A 14,284-nucleotide genomic window follows, 5' to 3' on the forward strand; every position below is an offset into this window, starting at 1 on the left:
CTGTTGGGTTCGCTGCCGCGAACCCAACCTACGACACCGATTTGCGCAGCCTTCCACACTCCCCCTCCCCTTGCGGGAGGGGGTTGGGGGAGGGGTCTGCGCGCGTCCGCGCGCCCCGGCCGCCTGCTTTCCCAAACAAAACCTCGTCATCCCCGCGAAAGCGGGAATCTCGTCACGCTCGGACCGGGAAGAGATTCCCGCGTTCGCGGGAATGACGACCAGGGGTAAGGAAGCCGCCCTTACGCCGCCGCCCGGTCCCGCCGCTCCTCCACCGCATGGCAGGCGACCAAGGCGTCGCCCGCCGCCAGCGGCTGCGGCACCTCCTGCCGGCAGCGGTCGTTCGCCAGCGGGCAGCGCGGATGGAAGGCGCAGCCCGGCGGCGGGGCGATCGGGCTCGGGATCTCGCCTTCCACCATCCGCCGCGGCCGGCCGGTCATCTCCAGGTCCGGCAGGGCGTCGAGCAGCATCCGTGTGTAGGGGTGCCGCGGTGCCCGGAACAGCGACCGGGCCGGCGCCAGCTCGACCATCCGGCCGAGATAGACCACGCCGATCCGGCTGGCCATGTGCCGGACCACCGCCAGGTTGTGGCTGATGAACAGATAGGTCAGCCCGAACTGGTCCTGCAGATCCTTCATCAGGTTCAGGATCTGGGCCTGGACCGAGACGTCGAGCGCCGAGGTCGGCTCGTCGCAGACGATGAACTCCGGCTCCGACGCCAGCGCCCGGGCGATGCAGATGCGCTGGCGCTGGCCGCCGCTGAACTCGTGCGGGAACTTGCGGYCGTCGCGCGGATCCAGGCCCACTCGCCGCAGCAGCTCCGCCACCTTCTCCGCCGTCTCGGCCTGGGACGAGGACAGGCCGAAGGCGCGGATCGGCTCGGCCACGATGCGGTCGACCCGCCAGCGCGGGTTCAGGCTGGCGAAGGGGTCCTGGAAGATCATCTGGATGCGACGGCGCAGCTTGGCCAGCTGCGCCTTCTTCGCCGGGTCCGACAGGTCGATGCCGTCGATCAGCACCGCGCCGTCGCTGGGCGACAGCAGCCCCACCGCCAGCCGGGCGATGGTCGACTTGCCGGAGCCGGATTCGCCGACCAGCGCCAGGGTCTCGCCCCGGGTGATGGTGAAGCTGACATCCTGCACGGCCTTGAGCGTCAGCCGCGGCGCCCCGCCCAAGAGCCGCGCCAGCCAGGGCTGGGACAGGTCGAAGCGGCGGCTTAAGCCCACCACCTCGACCAGGGTCTTCGCCGTCATGCGCGGCCTCCTTCCACCAGCCAGCAGGCGGCCGCCCCCTGCCCCGCCGCCATCAGCTCCGGCCGGTCGTGCCGGCAGCGGTCGAAGGCGGCGGTGCAGCGCGGGTTGAAGGCGCAGCCGGCCGGGATCGCGTCCAGCCGCGGCATCGCGCCCGGGATCTGCTGCAGCCGCGCGTCGTCGCCCGTGACCGTCGGGATCGAGCCCATCAGCCCCACGGTGTAGGGGTGGTGCGGCTGCTTGATCACGGTCCGCACCGGGCCGATCTCGGCGATCCGCCCGGCATACATCACCGCCACCCGGTCGGCGGTCTCGGCGATCACGCCCATGTCGTGGGTGATCAGCATCACCGCCGTGCCGCGCTCCCGGCACAGCCGCTTCAGCACTGCGATCACCTGGGCCTGGACCGAGACGTCGAGCGCCGTGGTCGGCTCGTCGGCGATCACCAGCTCCGGCTCCGCCGCCAGGGCCAGGGCGATGACCACGCGCTGGCGCATGCCGCCGGAGAACTCGTGCGGATAGGAATCGATCCGCGCCGCCGCCGCCGGGATGCCGACCTCCTCCAACAGGGCGATGGCGCGGCGGCGGGCGCCGTCGCGGCCGAGCGGCAGATGGGTGGCGATGGTCTCGGTCAGCTGCTTGCCGACGGTGTAGAGCGGGTTCAGGCTGGTCAGCGGGTCCTGGAAGATCATGCCGATGCGCCGGCCGCGGATCCGCCGCATCGCCTCGGGCTTGAGGTTGTCGATGCGCTCGCCCTTGAGAAGGATCTCACCGCCGGCGATGCGGCCGGGCGGGTCGATCAGCCCGATCACGGCGGTGCCGGTGATCGACTTGCCGGCGCCGGATTCGCCGACCACGCCCAGCACCTCGCCGGGCGCGATGTCGAAGGACACGCCGTCGATCGCGGTCAGCGGGCCGCGCCGGCTGCTGAACTGGACCTTGAGGTCGCGGACGCTGAGGGTCATCGCCGTTGTTTCAGTGCTTGGCATGGCCCTCACCGCAGCTTCGGGTTGAGGGCGTCGCGCAGCCAGTCGCCCAAAAGGTTGACCGACAGCGCCAGCACCGCCAACGCCGCGCCGGGGAAGATCGTGATCCACCACTCGCCGGAGAACAGGAAGCGGTTGCCGATATTGATCAGCGTGCCCAGCGAGGGCGAGGTCGACGGCACCCCGACGCCGAGGAAGGACAGGGTCGCCTCGGTGATGATCGCCAGCGCCAGGTTGATGGTGGCGATCACCAGGACCGGCCCCATCACGTTCGGCAGCACGTGGCGGAACATGATGGTCCAGTCCGACAGGCCGATCAGCCGGGCGGCCTGGACGTATTCCTTGCGCGATTCGACCAGGGTCGAGCCGCGCACGGTGCGGGCGTACTGCACCCAGTAGGACAGGCCGATGGCGACGACGATCACCGCGATCTGGATGTCGGTGCCGCCGCCCCTGCCGACCAGCGCCAGGGCGATGCCGTTGATCAAGAGCGCGATCAGGATCGCCGGGAAGGTCAGCTGCACGTCGGCGACGCGCATGATCACGGCGCCGACCCAGCCGCCGCGATAGCCGGCGACGAGGCCGAGGGTGACGCCGATCAGCATCGCCAGGGCGACGCCGGCGACGCCGACCAGCAGCGAGATCCGCGTGCCGTAGAGGATGGCCGAGAACAGGTCGCGGCCCTGGTCATCGGTGCCGAGCGGGAATTGCGGGTCGCCGTCCGCCTCGAAGGCCGGCGGGATCAGCGAGTTCATCAGGTCGAGGCTGGCCGCGTTGAACGGGTCCTGCGGCGCGACCAGGGGCGCCAGGATGGCCCCCGCGGCCATCAGCAGCGCGGCCACGAGGGCGATGATGGCGATCGGCGAGCGGCGGAAGCGCCAGGCGAGATCGCTGTCGAGCATGCGTCGCATCGGCTCAGGTCCCGACGCGGATGCGCGGGTCGACCGCGGCGTAGAGGATGTCGACCACCAGGTTGATGGTGACGAAGATGAAGGCGCTGAGCAGCAGGTAGGCGGCCATGATCGGGATGTCGACATTGGCCACCGCCTGGATGAACAGCAGGCCCATGCCCGGCCACTGGAACACCTGCTCGGTGATGATGGCGAAGGCGATGATCGAGCCGAGCTGCAGCCCGGTGATGGTGATGACCGGGATCAGCGTGTTCTTCAGCGCGTGGCCGAAATGGATCGACCGGTCGGTCAGGCCGCGGGCGCGGGCGAAGCGGATGAAGTCGGTGCGCATCACCTCCAGCATCTCGCCGCGCACCAGGCGCATGATCAGCGTCATCTGGAACAGGCCCAGCGTGATCGCCGGCAGGATCAGCGAGCGCAGGCCGGACATGGTCAGGAACCCGGTGCTCCACCAGCCCAGCCGCACCACCTCGCCGCGGCCGAAGGAGGGCAGCCAGCCGAGCTCGACCGAGAAGATGAAGATCAGCAGGATGCCGATCAGGAAGGTCGGCAGCGACACCCCGACCAGCGAACCGCCGAGGAACAGGCGCGACAGCCAGCGCCGGGGATAGAGGCCGGTGAACACCCCCATCGGCACGCCGATCAAGAGCGCCAGCAGGGCCGAGGTCAGCGACAGCTCCAGCGTCGCCGGCGCGCGGTCGCCGATCAGGCCCGAGACCGGCTGCTTGAACTGGTAGGAGTTGCCGAAGTCGAACCGCACCACGTTGCCGGCATAGCGGATGAACTGCACCACCACCGGGTCGTTCAGCCCCAGGCTCTCGCGCAGCGCCTCGCGCTCCGCCTCGGTGGTCTCCTGCCCGACCATCTGGTTGATCGGGTCTCCGACGAAGCGGAACATGGTGAAGGCCAGCAGCGCCACCACCAGCATCACCAGGATCGCCTGCGCCATGCGCGTCAGGATGAAGGCCAGCATCACACCCCGCTGTCGTTGAGGAAAACGGGGCGGCGGCGCGAAGCCGCCGCCCGGCGGGTTCTCAGTTCTTCTTGATCCAGTCGAAGATCAGCCAGTTGTCCGGCCGCTGGACCACGGTGAACTTCTTCGACACGCCCCAGGACAGCGCCTGCTGGTGCAGCGGCAGGTAGCCGACATCCTGGTTCAGCAGGATGTCGTAGGCCTGGGCGATCAGGCTGTCGCGCTTGGCCTTGTCGCCCTCGACCGAGAAGGCGTCGACCAGGGCGTCGACCTTCGGGTTGCAGTAGCCGCCGTCATTCGAGACGGAGACGCCCGGCGCCCGGCAGCGCACCAGGTTGTTGAAGACGCTGAGCGAATCATAGCCGTCCGGCGTCCAGCCCAGCAGGTAGAAGCTGGTGCTGTGGCCGCCGGCCTCGCCGATCTGGGTAAAGTGCTTGGCGCGGGGCTGGGCGTTCAGCGTCACCTTGACCCCGACCCGGGCCAGCATCGACACCACCGCCTGGCAGATCGCCTCGTCATTGACGTAGCGGTCGTTCGGGCAGTCGAGCGTGACCTCGAACCCGTCGGGATAACCGGCCTCGGCCAGCAGCTTCTTCGACGCCTCCGGGTCGTAGGGATGGCGCTTGAACTCGCCGGCGCGGGAGAACAAGGCGGGCGAGATCATCAGCGCCGACGGCGTCGCCTGGCCGCGCATGATGCGCTGGCCGATCGCGTCCTCGTTGATCGCCTGGTACAGGGCCAGCCGCACCTTCTGGTCCTTGAACGGGTTCTTGCCCTTGATGTTGGAGTACAGCAGCTCGTCGCGGTCCTGGTCCAGGCCGAGGAAGATGGTGCGCAGCTCCGGCGCGGCCAGCAGCGTGGTGTCGGCGTTGTTGGTGACGCGATCCTGGTCCTGCACCGGCACCGGGTCGACCCAGTCGACCTGGCCGGACAGCAGGGCGGCGACGCGGGTGGCCGACGACGCGATCGGCGTGAACTCGACCCGGTCGATGTTGCCCTCCGGCTTGCCCCACCAGTTCGGGTTGCGCACGAACACCGTCTTCACCCCGATCTCATGGCTCTCGACCATGAACGGCCCGGTGCCGTTGGCGTGCAGCACGGCGTAGCCGGGGTTCTTGTCGGCGGTGGAGGACGGCGCCACGGCGTTGTTCTGCGTCGACCACTCCTTGTCGAAGATCGGCCAGGAATCCCACGTCGCGTTCAGGAGCGGGTTGGGCTTGGTCAGGACGAAGTCGACCGTGTTGTCGTCGACCTTCACCGCCTTCATGTCGGAGGGCACGCGGCCCTTGATGTCCGAGCCCGGGGCCCGCAGCCGGTCGAGCGAATACAGCACGTCGTCGGCGTTGAAGGCGTCGCCATTCGCGAACTTCACGCCTTCGCGCAGATGGACGCGCCATTTCAGCCCGTCATCGGTCACTTCCCAGCTTGTGGCCAAAGCGGGGACGATCTTCATCTCCTGGTCGCGCCGGGTGAGCCCCTCGTAGACGTTGCTCATCGTCGCGGTCGTGAAGGTCTCGTTGTACTGGTACGAGTCGAGCGTGTTCAGGTTGCCCTGGAAGGCGAAGCGGAACACGGTCTCCGCCCGCGCCGAGGCCGAAGCCGCCAGCACCGCCGCCCCGATCAGCAGCCCGGCCGCGGCCCAACGCAGCGGCCCGGGGGCCGCCAGGGCCATGGATCGATCTCTGCCTCGCTGTCTCACATCCGCCATCGCTGCCTCGCTGGTTCTTGGTTGCAGGATTCCGGGCGGACGATGCCGGCCCGGCTGGGTCCAAAGAGTCGAAGGCGCGGCCGGTCACGGCCACGATCTGGAACGCCGGTCGGCGTGACTGGATACCTCCCCGGCGCCGATGATTGCCCGACTTTTGCTCCGGGTCGAGCCGGATCGGGAATCGGTGCCCAATTCTCAGGCAATCCCTGCCCGTCGCCGACGGCAGATCCGCCCCGCCATCCCCCATTCGCCCATCCGTCCCCTTCCGTCCCGGCAAGCCCAGCAACTGCCGTGCCAAAGGCGCCGGTCTGCGATGCGGCCGCGGCGTCCGAGGCCGCGGCGGCCGGCTTGCACCGGTTCGGCCTTGGCCCTAGGGTACGCCGCTTCTGTCCTGGAGAATGCCGCGGTGCGCTATATCAGCACCCGGGGTCACGCCCCCGCGCTTGCTTTCGACGATGTGCTTCTGGCCGGCCTGGCCCGCGACGGCGGGCTGTATCTGCCCGAGACCTGGCCGACCCGTTCGGCCGAGGAGTGGCGGCGCCTGCGCGGCCTGCCCTATGCCGAGCTGGCGACCGAGGTGATGCTGCCCTTCGTCGAGGGGTCGCTGACCCGGACGGAGCTGGCGGCGCTGGCGGCCGAGACCTATGCCGGCTTCGGCCATCCCGCCGTGGCGCCGCTGGTCCAGATCGACCAGGACCTGTGGCTGATGGAGCTGTTCCACGGCCCGACCATCGCCTTCAAGGACTATGCCCTGCAGCTGCTGGGCCGCCTGTTCGACCATGTGCTGACCAAGCGCGGCGAACGGGTGATGATCGTCGGCGCCACCTCGGGCGACACCGGCTCGGCCGCGATCGAGGCCTGCCGCGACCGTGCCGCCATCGACATCGTCATCCTGCACCCCGAGGGCCGCACCTCCGAGGTGCAGCGCCGGCAGATGACGACCGTGCTGTCGTCCAATGTCCGCAACGTCGCGCTGAAGGGCAGCTTCGACGACTGCCAGGACATGGTGAAGGCGATGTTCGCCGACGCCCCATTCCGCGACGAGGTCCATCTCTCGGCGGTGAACTCGATCAACTGGGCCCGGATCATGGCCCAGATCGTCTACTACGCCGCCGCCGCCCTGGCGCTGGGCGCGCCCGACCGGCCGGTGGCCTTCGCTGTGCCGACCGGCAATTTCGGCAATGTCTTCGCCGCCTATGCCGCCCGCAAGATGGGCCTGCCGATCGCCAAGCTGGTAGTCGGGTCGAACCGCAACGACATCCTCGACCGCTTCTTCAAGTCGGGCGAGATGAAGATGGACGGGGTGGTCCCGACGCTGAGCCCGTCGATGGACATCCAGATCTCCTCCAACTTCGAGCGGCTGCTGTTCGAGCTGTGCGGCCGCGACGCCGACCGCCTCAGCGCGCTGATGGCGGCGTTCCGCGGCACTGGCCGGTTCAGCGTGACCCCGGCGATGCACGAGGCGGCGGCCGAGATCTTCGCCAGCCATCGCCTGGACGATGACGACACGCTGAAGGTGATCGCCGAGACCCGCGCCGCGACCGGCCAGACCATCGACCCGCACACTGCCTGCGGCCTGGCCGCCGCCCGCGCCCATCCGGCCGGCCCCGGCATCCCGATGGTGGTGGCCGCCACCGCCCATCCCGCCAAGTTCCCGGATGCGGTGGAACGCGCCACCGGCTGGCGCCCGCCGCTGCCGCCGCATCTGGCCGACCTGTTCGAACGAGAGGAGCGGCTGACCCTGCTGCCCAACGACCTTGCCACGACCGAAGCCTTCGTCCGCGAGTCCCGCACCAATGGAGGGCCGGCCTGATGCCGCCCCGTGAGAGCACCCTGTCGAACGGGCTGCGCGTCGTCACCGACCCGATCTCCACCGTCGAGAGCGCCTGCGTCGGGCTGTGGGTCGGGGCCGGCACCCGGCACGAGACCGCCGAGGTCAACGGCGTCGCCCATCTGCTGGAGCATATGGCGTTCAAGGGCACGCGCCGGCGCAACGCCCAGGACATCGCCCAGGAGATCGAGGCGGTCGGCGGCCATCTGAACGCCTATACCAGCCGCGAGAACACGGCCTACTACGCCCGCATACTGAAACAGGATGCGCCGCTGGCGCTCGATATCCTCGCCGACATCCTGCAGAACTCGGTGTTCGACGAGACCGAGCTGGGGCGCGAGCGCGCCGTGGTGCTGCAGGAGATCGGCCAGGCGATCGACACTCCGGACGACATCATCTTCGACCAGTTCCAGGAAGCCGCCTTCCCGGACCAGCCGATCGGCTGGCCGGTGCTGGGCACGGCCGACATCGTCGGATCGCTGCCGCGTGAGGCGATCGCCGGCTATATCGGCCGCAACTACGGCGCCGACACCATGGTGCTGGTCGCCTCCGGCAACGTCGACCACGACCGGCTGGCGGAGCAGGCCGAGCGGCTGCTGACCAGCCTGCCGGCCAAGGCCGAGGCGCGCACCTCGCCTGCCGCCTATCAGGGCGGCGAGCACCGCGAGGAGCGCGACCTCGAGCAGTTGCACCTGGTGCTGGGCTTCCCCGGCCTGTCCTACACCGATCCGGACTTCTACGCCGCCTCTGTGCTGTCGACCCTGCTGGGCGGCGGCATGTCCTCGCGGCTGTTCCAGGAGATCCGCGAGAAGCGCGGCCTGGTCTATTCGATCTACTCCTTCACCAGCGCCTATCAGGACGGCGGGCTGTTCGGCATCTATGCCGGCACCGGCGAGACCGAGGTGGAGGAGCTGCTGCCGGTGCTGTGCGGCGAGATCGGCCGGGTGGTCGGCGACGCGGCGGAGGACGAGGTCGCCCGCGCCCGCGCCCAGATCAAGGCCGGGCTGCTGATGAGCCTGGAATCGACCATGGCGCGGGCCGAGCAGCTGGGCCAGCAGATGCTGATCTTCGGCCGTCCGGTGCCCCCTGAGGAGGTGGTGGCGAAGATCGACGCGATCGATGCCGCCGCGGTGCGCCGGGTCGCCGAGCGCGTGTTCCGCACCGCCCCCACCCTGGCGGCGCTGGGGCCGGTCGGCCGGCTCGAGAGCTACGACGCGATCCGCGCCCGGATCGGCTGACGGCGTTGAGCGGGGCGGCGGTGATCGGCTTCTTCCGAACGGGGCTCGGCACCCTTCCGCCGGTCCGGATCGAGGGCCGGCGGACCTATCTGCGGCCGCCGCGGCTGCGCGACTGGCGCCAATGGGTGGCGCTGCGCGGCGACAGCCGCAGCTTCCTGACCCCGTGGGAGCCGACCTGGCCGGAGGACGCGCTGAGCCGCGCCGCCTATCTGCGCCGGCTGCGCCGCCAGATCTACGAATGGCGGCAGGACGAGGGCTACGGCTTCCTGATCTTCGAGCGCGACAGCAAGCAGCTGGTCGGCGGCATCGGCTTCTCCAATGTCCGCCGCGGCGTCGCCCAGTCCGCGTCGATCGGCTACTGGATCGGCGAGCGATTCGCCCGGCGGGGGCTGATGACCGACGCCACCGCGGCGGCGGTGGCCTTCGGCTTCAACCAGCTCGGCCTGCACCGAATCGAGGCGGCGTGCCTGCCGCACAACGAGGCCAGCCAGAAGCTGCTGCTGCGCCTGGGATTTACCCATGAGGGCCATGCCCGCGCCTATCTCAAGATCGACGGAGATTGGCGGGATCACTTGCTGTTCGGGCTGGTCGACACCGAGTTCCATCCGGCACCGTGACCATCCGGCTTGATGCCGTTCCTCTGCGCGCCTAGGGTCAGGCAAAATCATGGCGGAACGCGGCACGTGGCTTTGGACTGGGACACCCTCTCGCGCACCCTGCGCCCCGAGAACAGCCCCGGCTTCCTGCTGTGGCAGGTCGCCAACCAGTGGCAGCGGATGCAACGCTCGACCCTGGAACCGCTCGGCCTGACCCACGTCCAGTTCGTGCTGCTGGCCGGGCTGGCCTGGCTGAGCCGCAAGGAGAGCGACGTCACCCAGGCCCGGTTGGCCGCCTTCTGCAAGACCGATGCGATGATGACCAGCCAGGTGGTGCGGTCGCTGGAGGCTGGCGGCTTCGTCGCCCGGGCGCCGCACCCGACCGACAGCCGGGCGCGGCAGCTGCGGGTCACCGCCAAGGGGGCCGAGGTGCTGAACGCCGCCATGCCGCGGGTGCGTGAGGCCGACGCCCAGTTCTTCGGCACGCTGCAGGAGAGCCAGGATTTCGTCGACCAGCTGCGCCGGCTGTGGGCCAGCGGCTCCAAGCGCGAGCCTTAGGCGAGCAGCCAGGCCGGAACCAGGAACACTAGCGGCACGAACAGCGCGATCCGCATCCGCGGCAGCGCCACGCCGTTGCGCCTGAGCAGCGTCAGCTGGATGTGCAGCGCGATGAACAGGGTCGCGGCGAAGACCAGCGCCGCCGCCGACAGGGTCAGCAGGCCCAGCGCCTGCAGCAGCGCCAGGGCCGCGATCATGACCCCGGCGCAGCCGAGCAGCCAGATCGTTGCCTGCTTCGAGATCAGGGCGCGGTTGATCCGCAGCTCGACATGGGCCAACGACACCCACCAGATCGTCTGCATGCAGACGATAGGCAGCAGCCGCGACATCTCGGGCAGATGCGCCCGCCAGCCCGGCAGCAGGTCGGTGCCGAACAGCTCGAACCCGGCCAGGATCACCGCGGCGCCGGTCATGGTCAACGCCAGCAACACCAGGTAGAACCGGTCGAACCACTCGACCGAGGCCTCGTACAGCGTCTTGAAATAGGCGGTCACGATCAGCTGGTGCACCAGGAAGATCGCCGCCGAGATGCGGACACAGACCGCATAGACCGACACCGCCTCGACCGACAGGAAGAAGCCGACCAGCACCCGCGAGCTGTTGGCGATGGCGAAATAGACCAGCGAGTTCACCATCATGAAGAAGCCCATCCGCCGGGCGTCGGCATAGGCGGCGAAGAAACCCGGCCGGATGGTGCGCGCCAGGCCGATGGCGGCGAACAGGGTGAAGCCGAGCGCCGCGGCGCCGCAGCCCAGGATCACGGGCGCCAGCGGCACCCGCCACAGCGCCAGAAAGACCAGCGTGCCGATGATCAGGAAGACATAGAGCGCCAGGTTGTCAGCCACCAGGATGCCGAAGCGGCGCCCCATGGCGCGGTAGTAGACGCTGGCGGCGACCTGCGCGCCCGCGCCGGCGATGGCGACACCGGCGAACACCGGCAGCAGCGAGCCCGCGGCGGCCCAGGCGATGGCGGCACCGCCCAGGCCGATCAGGCCGATCGTGGCGACGACGAAGAACAGCAGATCGAGGACACGGTCGTCCTTGCGGATCAGCACCAGCTGCGGGACCGCGCCCGGGATGCCGAGGCTGAGGATCTGCGCCCCGATCACGCCGATACTGAGCCCCAGCTCGGCCGTGCCGTAATCCTGGATGCTCATCACCTGCGACAGCAGCAGCGGCCCGAAGAAAGCGGAGCCCTTGCCGAGCGCGAAGGCGAGCAGGAACAGCGCCGCCTGGCCGCCGACCGCCCTGACCCGGGCGAGGTTCATCGCCAACGCCATGGCCGGGGGCGGCTCATGACGACCCTGGGATCACCATCCGGGTCAGGCCCGCAGGTAGACGCGGTTGACGTGCGGGTCGAGCGTCAGGCCCGGGGCCACCCGGCCGGCCTCGACGATCGGGCGCAGCGGGCCGTACAGGATCGGGCCCTGGCAGTAGACCACTTGGAAGATCAGCCGCGCGGAGGTTCGCGCCGGCTGGCCGCGATGGAAGCCGAAGGTGTTCTCCAGGAAGCTGGTGCCGGCGCGCCCTTCGAACCGGACGAAGCGCTCGCGGCCGAAGGCGCCCTCGACCTCGGCGTCGGAATAGCGCCGGATCGGCATCAGCCGGTCCTCGCGATGCGAGCCGCGGACATAGATGTGCGGCCCGGCCCCGGCATCGACGTCGGTGAGATAGACGAACAGCTTGATGAAGCGCCAGTCGTCATAATCGCGATGGAACAGCTCGGCATGCTGCCCGTCCTCGTCGCCGGCGATCGACCACCAGGCGGCCATGTAGCTGATCGTCGGCTTGCAGCCGAGGGCGGCCTGCACCGCCTCCAGCACCGCCGGGTCGTTGGCGATCGCCAGGGCATGCGGCGCGTTCACCACCACCTCCGGCCGGAAATGCGCGACATGGGTGCCCTTCGGCGCCTGCTCCGGCGCCTGGAAAGTGCCGTGCTCGGGCTTGTAGGGGTTGAAGGAATGATTCCCGGCGAAGTGGCGCCGCATGTCGGCGACCCGGTCGGGCGTCATCAGCCAGGGCGTCATGGCGAAGCCCTCGGCGGTCAGGGCCTTGGCGGCGCCCAGGGCTTCCGGCGTGCCGGTGACCGGGCCGCGCCCGACCCGGCCGGCGATCCGGTCGGCCACCCAGTTCCGCCAGGCGACGCGTTGGAACCGGCGCTGCAGCAGGAACCGGGTCATCAGCCCGGCCTTGGCCGCGTGTTCGGAAAGGGCTGCCATCGAAATCTCCTCGCGCCGAGCGCCGTCGACGACAGCCCGGAGCGGATGCCCGCCCCGGGCCGCCAGCGGTCAAATTCCGCTCCGAGTCCTATACCGGTCGTCTCCGTGCGCACCAAGAATCATTTTCATCCCGGCGCGCACGGAGACCTGCAACCGTCACTCCGCCGCGCGATAGATCTGGCTGCCGCCGTCGCGGAACCGCGCCGACATCTCCTCCATCCCCGCCTCGGCCGAGGCCCGGATCTCCTGCGTGATCTTCATCGAGCAGAATTTCGGGCCGCACATCGAGCAGAAATGCGCCGTCTTGGCGCCTTCCGCCGGCAGCGTCTGGTCGTGAAAGGCCAGCGCCGTGTCGGGGTCGAGCGACAGGTGGAACTGGTCGCGCCAGCGGAACTCGAAGCGGGCGCGGGACAAAGCGTCGTCGCGCAGCTGCGCCGCCGGGTGTCCCTTGGCCAGGTCGGCGGCATGGGCGGCGATCTTGTAGGTGACCACGCCGGTCTTGACGTCGTCGCGGTCCGGCAGTCCGAGATGCTCCTTCGGCGTGACGTAGCAGAGCATGGCGGTGCCGAACCAGCCGATCATCGCTGCGCCGATGCCCGACGTGATGTGATCGTAGCCCGGCGCGATGTCGGTGGTCAGGGGTCCGAGCGTGTAGAACGGCGCCTCGCCGCAGACCTCCAGCTGCTTGTCCATATTGGCCTTGATCTTGTGCATCGGCACGTGGCCGGGGCCTTCGATCATGACCTGCACGTCATGCTCCCAGGCGATCCTGGTCAGCTCGCCCAGCGTCTCCAGCTCGGCGAACTGGGCCGCGTCATTGGCGTCGGCGATCGATCCCGGCCGCAGCCCGTCGCCCAGCGAGAAGGCGACGTCATAGGCCCGCATGATCGCGCAGATCTCGCGGAAATGAGTGTAGAGGAAGCTCTCGCGGTGATGCGCCAGGCACCATTTCGCCATGATCGAGCCGCCACGGCTGACGATGCCGGTGACCCGCTTCGCCGTGAGGTGGATGTAGGCCAGCCGCACCCCGGCATGGATGGTGAAGTAGTCGACCCCCTGCTCCGCCTGCTCGATCAGCGTGTCGCGGAAGATCTCCCAGGTCAGGTCCTCGGCCACGCCGCCGACCTTCTCCAGCGCCTGGTAGATCGGCACCGTGCCGATCGGCACCGGCGAGTTGCGCAGGATCCATTCCCGGGTGGTGTGGATGTTGCGGCCGGTCGACAGGTCCATCACCGTGTCGCCGCCCCACCGGATCGCCCACACCATCTTCTCGACCTCCTCCGCGATCGAGGAGGTGACGGCGGAGTTGCCGATATTGGCGTTGATCTTGACCAGGAAGTTGCGGCCGATCGCCATCGGCTCGGATTCCGGGTGGTTGATGTTGGACGGGATGATGGCCCGCCCGCGCGCCACCTCGTCGCGCACGAATTCCGGCGTGACATAGTCCGGGATCGCGGCACCGAAGCTTTCGCCGTCGCGCGCCGCCTGCTCTAGCGCCCGCTCGCGGCCAAGATTCTCGCGGATCGCGACATATTCCATCTCCGGCGTGACGATGCCGGCGCGGGCATAGGCCATCTGCGTCACCGCGGTGCCGCCGCGGGCCCGCAGCGCCCGGCGCTCGCCACGGGGGAACTCGAACAGGTTGGCGGCCTCGCCGGGGCGGCGGCCGTCATCCTCCGGCCGGACGGTGCGGCCGTCATAGGCCTCGACATCGCCGCGGGCGGCGATCCAGCCGGCCCGGAGCGCCGGCAGGCCGGCGCCGATGTCGATCAGCGCCGCCGGGTCGGTGTAGGGGCCGGAGGCGTCATAGACCCTGAGCGGCGGCTCGCCGGATTCGGGCGACAGCACGATCTCGCGCATGGCGACGCGCAGCTCGGGGTTGCGCTCGCCCGGCACATGGACCTTGCGCGACGCCGGCAACGGGCCGGTGGTGACGGTTGTGGGGATGACGTCCTTGGGCATCCACGGCCTCCTCGATCGGACGGATTGAGGGCGTGCCAAAGACGGAAGACTGGAG

12 protein-coding genes are annotated in these 14,284 nt (G+C 69.4%); 4 read left to right on the forward strand and 8 right to left on the reverse strand.

The window, feature by feature from the left end; all coding sequences use genetic code 11:
• Positions 1 to 239: 239 nt before the first annotated feature.
• The 5 genes from AB4Z01_RS27035 to AB4Z01_RS27055 all read right to left on the reverse strand — a co-directional run bounded on the left by AB4Z01_RS27035 (position 240) and on the right by AB4Z01_RS27055 (position 5,789).
• Positions 240 to 1,250, reverse strand: coding sequence for an ABC transporter ATP-binding protein (locus AB4Z01_RS27035; protein WP_441698986.1), 1,011 nt, complete (start codon positions 1,248 to 1,250; stop codon positions 240 to 242).
• Complete coding sequence (locus tag AB4Z01_RS27040; RefSeq protein WP_441698988.1) at positions 1,247 to 2,236, reverse strand: ABC transporter ATP-binding protein; 990 nt, start codon at positions 2,234 to 2,236, stop codon at positions 1,247 to 1,249. Before AB4Z01_RS27040 ends, AB4Z01_RS27035 begins: the two co-directional genes overlap by 4 nt.
• A gap of 5 nt (positions 2,237 to 2,241) precedes the next feature.
• Positions 2,242 to 3,144 (reverse strand): ABC transporter permease, encoded by a 903-nt coding sequence (locus AB4Z01_RS27045; protein ID WP_441698990.1) that lies wholly within the window; start codon positions 3,142 to 3,144, stop codon positions 2,242 to 2,244.
• Between the two features lie 4 nt (positions 3,145 to 3,148).
• A complete protein-coding gene (locus AB4Z01_RS27050; protein WP_441698991.1) occupies positions 3,149 to 4,117 on the reverse strand; it encodes an ABC transporter permease in 969 nt (322 codons plus the stop codon).
• A gap of 61 nt (positions 4,118 to 4,178) precedes the next feature.
• A complete protein-coding gene (locus AB4Z01_RS27055; RefSeq protein ID WP_441698993.1) occupies positions 4,179 to 5,789 on the reverse strand; it encodes an ABC transporter substrate-binding protein in 1,611 nt (536 codons plus the stop codon).
• Between the two features lie 442 nt (positions 5,790 to 6,231).
• Between AB4Z01_RS27055 and thrC the strand changes: the two genes are divergently transcribed.
• From thrC to AB4Z01_RS27075, 4 genes are all read left to right on the forward strand, one after another.
• Positions 6,232 to 7,638, forward strand: coding sequence for a threonine synthase (thrC, locus tag AB4Z01_RS27060; RefSeq protein WP_441698994.1), 1,407 nt, complete (start codon positions 6,232 to 6,234; stop codon positions 7,636 to 7,638).
• On the forward strand, positions 7,638 to 8,894 hold the full coding sequence (locus AB4Z01_RS27065) for a M16 family metallopeptidase (RefSeq protein ID WP_441698996.1): 1,257 nt from the start codon (positions 7,638 to 7,640) through the stop codon (positions 8,892 to 8,894). Before thrC ends, AB4Z01_RS27065 begins: the two co-directional genes overlap by 1 nt.
• 5 nt (positions 8,895 to 8,899) lie before the next feature.
• Positions 8,900 to 9,511, forward strand: a complete 612-nt coding sequence (locus AB4Z01_RS27070; protein WP_441698998.1) for a GNAT family N-acetyltransferase — start codon at positions 8,900 to 8,902, stop codon at positions 9,509 to 9,511.
• Positions 9,512 to 9,577: 66 nt separating this feature from the next.
• Complete coding sequence (locus AB4Z01_RS27075) at positions 9,578 to 10,048, forward strand: MarR family winged helix-turn-helix transcriptional regulator (RefSeq protein ID WP_441699000.1); 471 nt, start codon at positions 9,578 to 9,580, stop codon at positions 10,046 to 10,048.
• Here the strand turns inward: AB4Z01_RS27075 and AB4Z01_RS27080 are convergent.
• The 3 genes from AB4Z01_RS27080 to thiC form a co-directional block, all read right to left on the reverse strand.
• A complete protein-coding gene (locus AB4Z01_RS27080; protein ID WP_441699002.1) occupies positions 10,045 to 11,328 on the reverse strand; it encodes a hypothetical protein in 1,284 nt (427 codons plus the stop codon). The two genes, AB4Z01_RS27075 and AB4Z01_RS27080, sit on opposite strands and share 4 nt — an antisense overlap.
• A 42-nt stretch (positions 11,329 to 11,370) precedes the next feature.
• Positions 11,371 to 12,267 (reverse strand): phytanoyl-CoA dioxygenase family protein, encoded by an 897-nt coding sequence (locus tag AB4Z01_RS27085; protein WP_441699003.1) that lies wholly within the window; start codon positions 12,265 to 12,267, stop codon positions 11,371 to 11,373.
• A 156-nt stretch (positions 12,268 to 12,423) separates the two neighbouring features.
• Positions 12,424 to 14,229 carry a phosphomethylpyrimidine synthase ThiC gene (gene thiC, locus AB4Z01_RS27090; RefSeq protein WP_441699004.1) on the reverse strand — a complete coding sequence of 602 codons (1,806 nt, stop codon included), beginning with the start codon at positions 14,227 to 14,229 and terminating at the stop codon, positions 12,424 to 12,426.
• Positions 14,230 to 14,284 lie beyond the last annotated feature (55 nt).

It is taken from the genome of Inquilinus sp. YAF38, from assembly GCF_052113205.1.
Lineage (GTDB): Bacteria > Pseudomonadota > Alphaproteobacteria > DSM-16000 > Inquilinaceae > Inquilinus.